Raw genomic sequence first — 7,415 nt, 5'->3', positions numbered from 1 at the left:
GGAAGACCTCGACGTCTATCCGCGCAGCGACTCGCCGTGTCCTGGAATCACCGATCTACACTCTCAATTACGAAGAGCCGGATTCCTCTGATTGTCGCGCGCTCTTCTACTTCCAGGAGATCTCTCCATCGGTATTTCAGCAACTCACCCCCAGGCTTCCAGTGATGAACGATATGATCATCCATCACAACGGCCCAGTTAAGTGCTTCGAAAAGCGGGAGGAATGTTGCTTCAGCACTCTGGGTACGCCTTGCTGTTTCGAAACGGAGGTGTGCGTCGATGTAACCGTTCAGCAGTGTTTCAAACGTCACTGTCATCTTTTCGCGCATGTCGCAATCAGACCACATTCGCATCGTCCCGAATGTGACAAATCCAATGAAACTCTTATTGCGCGGCGAACCGACCACTCTCGACGACGCCCACCACACGGTGGCCGCCGACCCCGGCTGAGCCGTCTCAGAGCAGGTCGAGCAGTTCGGGTGCCGCGCCTGCGCGAACGGCTTCGCGGGCTTCCTCCGGCGACTCGGCGGCGAGCGCCGCCTCGGCGAGGGCACGACAGTCGTCGAACGCATGGCTCCGCAATGCCAGCCTCACGGCACCGACCTTGCCCGGAGCCATCGACAGGCTCGTGATTCCCAAACCGACGAGGACGAGCGCGAGCAGCGGATCACCCGCGGACTCCCCGCAGACACCGAGCGGCTTGCCAGCGGCCTTCGCACCGTCGGCGGCTGCGGCGATCATCGACAGCACGGCAGGCTGCCATGGGTCGAGCAGCTCCGAGAGCTCGCCTTCCATCCGGTCGGCCGCCATCGTGTACTGCGCGAGGTCGTTCGTCCCGAGACTGCCGAAGTCGACGGCCTGAAGCACCTGTCGGGCACGCAGCGCCGCCGCAGGCACCTCGATCATCACGCCCGCCGAGGCGAGACCGTTGGCCCGCACCTGGTCTGCGAACCATCGGGCCTCCGCCGCGGTCGAGACCATCGGGGCCATGACCCTGACATCGGCACCCGTCGCCTCCGCCGCAGCCGCGAGCGCTTCGAGCTGAGCCGTGAGCACATCCGGCCTCGCCTGGGACAGACGCAGACCCCGTCGCCCGAGCGCCGGATTCTCCTCCGGCCCCAGGTCAGCGAACGCGAGCGGCTTGTCGGCACCCGCATCGAGGGTGCGCACGACGACGCGACGACCCGCGAACGGGGCGAACACCTTCCGATAGATCTCCGTCTGCTCCTCAACACTCGGGGCGCTGACAGCGGAGAGGAAGACGAATTCGGTGCGGAAGAGACCGACCCCTTCGACATCCTCGGCGCCGGCGAGCTCCGCGTCATCGACTCCCCCGATGTTGGCCAGCACCGCCACCCGGTGACCGTCGGATGTCGCACCCGGACCGCTCACCTCGGCGAGCGCTGCCGCACGTCGTTCACGACGCTGCCGCTGCGCCTCCACGGACTCCGGATCCGGACGGACGACGACCTCACCGCTGCCACCGTCGATGAGCAGCGGAGTGCCCATCGGGATCGCCGTCGCCTCCGGCAGCTGCACGACGGCGGGGATCCCCATCTGCGCGGCGAGGATCGCGGTGTGGCTCGTCAGCCCGCCGGCCCGGGTGACGATGCCGAGCACGAGGGAACGGTCGAGCGTCGCGGTCTCCGCGGGCGCGAGGTCCTCGGCTGCGACGATGCTCGGTTCGGTCAGCGTCGGCAGTCCCGGCGCAGGCTTCCCGAGCACCTCGGCGATGGCCCGGGCCCCGACGTCACGGAGGTCGGTGACGCGTTCGGCGAAGTACCCGCCGAGGGCTTCGAACTGTGCCGCGAACACCTCGATCGCCTCGGCGACGGCACCTGCCGGGCCCTTCCCCGCGTTGAGACGCTTCGTCACCTCACGGTGCAGCGACCGGTCGCGGGCGATCATCGCCGTAGCCTTGAGGATGTCGCGGGCCGTCGGATCGGCGCTCAGCGCCTTCTGATCGAGCGTGTCGGCGACGTGCATGAAGCTCGCGATGGCCTGCTCCGAGGCCGCCGCCGGATCCTCCGCCGCCGGCTCATCCTCGGGAGGCGCGACCGGCGCTGCCGCCTGGACGACGGGCCCGTACGCGGATCCCGGGCTCACTCCGATTCCGTGGAGCGTCGCCGACTCCGCCCCCGCAGCGGGCGCGCCGAGGGCCTCGCCGTGGCCGCTCATTGTGCGTCCATGTCCGTGGCGAGCAGGTCGACGAGACGATCGAGGACCGCCTCGGCGCCCTCACCCTCAGCGGAGAGGACGACCTCTTCGCCGTGCTTGGCACCGAGGGCCATGACGCCGAGGATGCTGCCGGCGTCGACGGCGTCCTCACCGGGGCGGCTGATCTCGACGTCGACCCCGGATTCGGAGACGGCTTCGACGAAGAGCGAGGCCGGGCGAGCGTGGAGTCCGACGGTCGAGGCGATGGTGACGGTGCGAGTTGCCATGATCTCTCCTTGTGGTGCGTGAGTTGTGGTGCGTGAACTGTGCGGTGCGATGGTGCGGGTGGTGCGAGGTCTGATCATGCGGCGACCGGGGCCGCCTCGGGAAGGCTGTCGGCAGCCTTCTCAGCCCGGCGCCGGGCCGCGAGCGCCTTGAGCAGGACGACGAGGGCGGCGGTGATGGCGACGCCGACGGCGAGGGCGAGCACGAAGAGCAGCGGCTGGCCGATGAGCGGGAGCACCCAGATGCCGCCGTGGGGTGCGAGCAGCGTCGACCCGAAGAACATGACGAGGGCGCCGGTCGCCGCCGATCCGATCGTCGAGGCGATGATGATGCGGATCGGATCCGCCGCGGCGAAGGGGATCGCCCCTTCGGAGATGAAGGACGCGCCGAGCAGCCATGCGGCCTTGCCGTTCTCGCGCTCGGGGGCGGAGAAGAGCTTCGGTGCGATGGTCGTCGCCAGCGCGAGCGCGAGCGGCGCAACCATCCCGGCGGCCATGACCGCGGCCATGATCTTCAGCTGCGGGGCGTCCATCGCGGTGCCCGCGGCAGAGAGACCGGCAGTCGCGAACCCGTAGGCGACCTTGTTGACGGGACCGCCCAGGTCGAAGCCCATCATCGCGCCGAGGATGAGTCCGAGGACGACGACTCCGCCCCCGGTCAGCCCGTTGAGTCCCTCGTTGAGTCCGTTCATGAGCGCGACGATGGGTCGGCCGAGGACGGTGATGAAGAGACCGGCGGTGATGAGCGTCGAGAGCAGCGGAATGACGACGACGGGCATGACACCGCGCACCCCTTTGTGCACCTTCCAGCTCGAGATCCACTTCGCGACGGCGCCGGCGAGCAGGCCCGTGACGATGCCGCCGAGGAAGCCGGCGTTCATCGTCACCGCGACGAATCCGCCGACGATGCCGGGCACCAGCCCGGGTCGGTCGGCGATCGCGAAGGCGATGTAGCCGGAGAGGATCGGGACGAGGAACCCGAACGACGCGGCTCCGATGACGTAGGCCAGCGCCGCCCATGAGGTCAGGCTGACGAGGTCGAAGTTCTGGGCGATGTTGTACTGGTCGTCACCGGTGAGGCTGTACTTGACGATCTCGATCGCCCCGTTCTCCCCGAGAGCGATCTGCGCGAGCATGAAGGAGACGGCGATGAGGATGCCGCCGGCGGCGACGAACGGGATCATGTACGACACGCCCGTCATCAGCCACTGCCGCAGCTTGGTGCCGAATCCGAGCCGTTCGGTCGCCTCGTCTTCGGTCCGTTCGTCGATGATCGCCGAGGCGGTGGCCTCGGTCGGTCCGGCTGCGGCCAGTTCGGCGGCCCTGCTGATGAGCTGGGGTCCCTCCGAGATCGCCTTCTTCACGCCGACGTCGAGAGTCGGTTTGCCGGCGAAGCGTGCCCGTTCCTTCACCTCGACGTCGTGGGCGAAGATGACGGCGTCCGCCTCGGCGATCTGTGCCGCGGTCAGCGGGGTCGACCCTGCCGATCCCTGCGTTTCGACGACGATCTCGAAGCCTGCGTCGCGGGCGGCGTTCTCGAGCGCCTCGGCGGCCATGTAGGTGTGGGCGATGCCGGTGGGGCACGAGGTCACCCCGACGAACCGGTAGCGTCGGTCGGTCGGTGCGGACTCGCCCGCCGAGGTGGCTGCTGCCGGTTGAGGAACCTCGGCCGTGGATGGGGCATCGCTCGCCGAGGCGGTGGTCGTGTCCGCGGGTGCTGCGGCTGCGGGGGCGGCCGAAGCGGTGGTGTCGGGTTTCGGTTCGACCGCCTCGGCGGGGGCGGCCTGCGATTCCGTCGGGGATGCCTCTGCGGGTTCGAGGCGCACCTGCTCGTCGACGATCGCGACGACCTCGGCGGGGGTCTGGGCGTTGAGGAGGGCGGTGCGGAAGTCCTCGCGCATGAGGGCGCGGGCCAGCTGCGGGAGCACCTTCATGTGGGCGTCGCCGCCGTCGGCAGGGGCCGCGATGAGGAAGACCAGGTGGGCGGGGCCGCCCTTCGCGCCCCACGGGATGCCGTCGGTGGTCCGGCCGAAGACGAGGGACGGCTCGGTGATGGCGGCGCTGCGGGCGTGGGGGATGGCGATTCCGCCGGGCAGGCCCGTCGCCGTCTTCGACTCGCGCTCTTCGACGTCGGCGACGAAGAGCTCGAGGTCGGTGCAGCGACCGGTCGCCACGAGGCATTCGGCGAGTCTGCGCGTCGCCTCGGGGCGGTCGGCCCCGCCCAGGTCGAGCAGGACCTGTTCGTCATTGATCAGCGGCATGTCGATTCCTTTCGTCATTCGGTCCGTCGTTCGGGCGCGAATCAGTCGTCCAGGGGCAGAGCGAGGTCGGGTTCGCTCGAGATCGTCAGGGGGATGTCGACCAGGTCGGCCGGGGTCGGCACCGCTGTGCCCTCGAGCCGCACGGCGGCGGCTCCCCAGGTCACGCCTTGGGCGAGTGCGCTCCGGGGCTCGGTGTCGTCGTCGAGGCCGAGCAGCAGTCCGGCGAGCATGCAGTCACCGGCGCCCACGGTCGAGACCGGGTCGGAGATCACCGCGGTCGCGTGGATGGCCTGGTCAGCGGTGACGAGCACGGCACCGTCGCGGCCGAGGCTGACGGCGACGTTCTCGATGCCGCCTCCCACGAGTTCGCGCGCAGTCTCGATCACCGCGCCGAGGTGGGCCAGGGGTCGTCCGCAGAGTTCAGCGAGTTCGACGCGGTTGGGTTTGATGAGTGTGGGGCCGGCGGCGACGGCAGCCTCGAACGGGGTCCCCGAGGAATCGATGGCGACGCGGGCGCCGCGGCTCTTGGCCTCGCGCACAAGCGAGGCGTAGAGGTCGGCGGGCGCTCCCGGCGGGAGGCTGCCGCAGCCGGCGATCCAGACGCCGGGGCCCGCGTGGTCGAGCGTTGTTGCCAGCAGGGAGTCGACCTCAACGCTGGTGAGTTCGGGTCCGGCTTCGTTGAGCTTCGTCGTCGTGCCGTCGGGCTCGAGCACGCTGATGTTCATGCGCATGCTCTCAGCGATGGGGACCACCTCGGCGGGGATGTCGTCGGCACTGAGCAGCGACTCGAACAGGGCTCCTTCGGGCCCTCCTGAGGGGGCGACGACGAGCGGGCGGGCGCCCATGGATGTCAGGGCCCGACCGACGTTGACGCCCTTGCCGCCAGGGTCGACGCGGGAGGAGGCGGCGCGCAGGACATGGCCGCGACGCAGCGCGCCGACGGTGATGGCCCGGTCCACGCTGGGATTCGGGGTGAGCGTGATGATCATACGGCGGCGACCTTCGGTCCGGCCGCGCGGAGGGATTCGGCGACGGACTCGTCGATGCCGGCATCGGTGATGATGAGGTCGACCTCGTCGATGGCGGCGAAGCGGTGGAGGTGGGCGTGTGCGGCTTTGCTCGAGTCGGCGACGAGCACCGTGGAGCGGCAGGCCTCGACCATCGCCCGTTTGGTTGCGGCCTCGGATTCGTCGGGGGTCGTCAGACCGCGGGCGGCGTCGAAGCCGTTGGCGCCGATGAAGCCGACGTCGATGGTCAGTTCGGCCAGCGCGTCGGTGGTCCAGCGGCCGACGGCGGCTCCCGTCCGCTCACGGACCCGGCCGCCGAGTTGGAGAAGGGTGATGCCGGGTTTCGAGGCGAGGATCGCGCAGATCATCGGGCTGTTGGCGACGACGGTCAGGGACAGGTCGTCGGGCAGGGCGTGGGCGATCGCGAGCGTGCTCGTGCCCGCGTCGAGGAGGACGCTGCCGCCGTCGGGGAACTCTTCGATCGCGCGCAGGGCGATCCGCTGCTTCTCTGCGGCCCGGTGTCCGATGCGCTCTTCGAGTGCTGGCTCGAGCGCCACGGCGTCGGCGGGGATCGCGCCGCCGTGCATGCGCTTGAGGAGTCCGCGCCGCTCGAGGGCAGTGAGATCCCGGCGGATCGTCTCGGCTGTCACATTGAGCTGTTCAGCGAGAGCAGTGACCTCGACTCGGCCCCGCGATCTCGCGGCGTCGAGGATGGTCTGTTGGCGTTCGGCGGCGTACACATGTTCATAATGTCACACATTCGGGCATAAACACAGAGATAACCACATCTATTTGTGTTCGGGCACACACGGAAACGCCCCGCGCACCCTCCCTGTCGAGGAATCGCGGGGCGTGAGCGCGGGTGACGAACCTAGTGCGTGCGGCCGTCTGGGGCGATGGTCGGCCTCGCGAGCATGGCGAACCAGGCGCTGACGGCGACGATGTTGACACCGAGGAGAACGACGAGGGCACCGTTCATCGCCACCCAGAGGAGATTTGAGGCAGGCAGCAACTGCGAAGTATCGAAGCCCGCAGCTTCAGCCCTGCTCACAGCCGCCTCGTCGGCGTTGAACCAGAGGATGTAGGCGACGACGAACACGGTGTCGACGGCGATGAGCGCACCTGCCGCCCAGATCGTCATCGCCGATTGAGTGGTGCGCGTTCTCATCCGTGTCATCGGAGAATCGTCTCACGACCGGAGTGGCGGCAGACACCGGCCGTGCTCCGGAATGCACAGACGCCCCGCGATCCCTCCCTGACAAGGGATCGCGGGGCGTCATCGCGTGACCGGAACTGCCGATCACGATCACGCGAGCTATGGGCCTCTCGGCGGCAGGTGCCTAGCGTTCGAGCTGACCTCCGCCGAAGGCACGCTGGAGCGGGATGCTCCCGTCCTGCCATGGGGTGATCGCCCAGACGACGACATAGGCGCCGACACCGAGCACCGGAAGCAGGAATGACAGGAGGACGAGGATCCTCACGAGCCAGACATTGAGTCCCGTGACGGCGGCGAGCCCGCCTGCGATGCCACCGAGGATGCGGTCGGGTCCGCGGCGGAAACCGATCTTGCGAATGGAATCGAATAGTGAGTTCATGTCTTCGACACTACGCCGCCCCCGGCCCGCTCCACAGGGGTGAAGACCTGAGACCCGACTGAGGAAAACCGTAAACCGGTGGGGGCGGCGCGGGTTGAGATGCCGTCAGAC

The 7,415-nt window shown here is 68.7% G+C and carries 8 protein-coding genes; all 8 read right to left on the bottom strand.

The features are described 5' to 3' along the window. Nucleotides 1-47: 47 nt before the first annotated feature. Nucleotides 48-329 carry a hypothetical protein gene (locus tag AAHA49_RS16570; RefSeq protein ID WP_342039027.1) on the bottom strand — a complete coding sequence of 94 codons (282 nt, stop codon included), beginning with the start codon at nucleotides 327-329 and terminating at the stop codon, nucleotides 48-50. Between the two features lie 127 nt (nucleotides 330-456). Further along, on the bottom strand, nucleotides 457-2,178 hold the full coding sequence (gene ptsP, locus AAHA49_RS16565; protein ID WP_009380973.1) for a phosphoenolpyruvate--protein phosphotransferase: 1,722 nt from the start codon (nucleotides 2,176-2,178) through the stop codon (nucleotides 457-459). Further along, entirely contained in the window at nucleotides 2,175-2,444 is a 270-nt protein-coding gene (locus AAHA49_RS16560; RefSeq protein ID WP_009380974.1) for an HPr family phosphocarrier protein, read from the bottom strand. The genes ptsP and AAHA49_RS16560 overlap by 4 nt, the downstream gene beginning before the upstream one ends. A 74-nt stretch (nucleotides 2,445-2,518) precedes the next feature. After that, a complete protein-coding gene (locus tag AAHA49_RS16555; RefSeq protein ID WP_342039026.1) occupies nucleotides 2,519-4,702 on the bottom strand; it encodes a PTS fructose transporter subunit IIABC in 2,184 nt (727 codons plus the stop codon). 41 nt (nucleotides 4,703-4,743) lie between these two features. Beyond that, nucleotides 4,744-5,691 (bottom strand): 1-phosphofructokinase, encoded by a 948-nt coding sequence (pfkB, locus tag AAHA49_RS16550; protein ID WP_342039025.1) that lies wholly within the window; start codon nucleotides 5,689-5,691, stop codon nucleotides 4,744-4,746. Further along, on the bottom strand, nucleotides 5,688-6,449 hold the full coding sequence (locus tag AAHA49_RS16545; protein ID WP_342039024.1) for a DeoR/GlpR family DNA-binding transcription regulator: 762 nt from the start codon (nucleotides 6,447-6,449) through the stop codon (nucleotides 5,688-5,690). Before AAHA49_RS16545 ends, pfkB begins: the two co-directional genes overlap by 4 nt. 131 nt (nucleotides 6,450-6,580) lie before the next feature. After that, on the bottom strand, nucleotides 6,581-6,877 hold the full coding sequence (locus tag AAHA49_RS16540; RefSeq protein WP_339392375.1) for a hypothetical protein: 297 nt from the start codon (nucleotides 6,875-6,877) through the stop codon (nucleotides 6,581-6,583). Nucleotides 6,878-7,049: 172 nt separating this feature from the next. After that, on the bottom strand, nucleotides 7,050-7,304 hold the full coding sequence (locus AAHA49_RS16535; RefSeq protein ID WP_339392376.1) for a PspC domain-containing protein: 255 nt from the start codon (nucleotides 7,302-7,304) through the stop codon (nucleotides 7,050-7,052). Nucleotides 7,305-7,415: the final 111 nt, after the last annotated feature.

It is taken from the genome of Brevibacterium ammoniilyticum, from assembly GCF_038429965.1.
Lineage (GTDB): Bacteria > Actinomycetota > Actinomycetes > Actinomycetales > Brevibacteriaceae > Brevibacterium > Brevibacterium ammoniilyticum.
The sequence above is the reverse complement of the archived record's forward strand: the minus strand, read 5'-3'. Positions and strand labels throughout refer to the sequence as shown.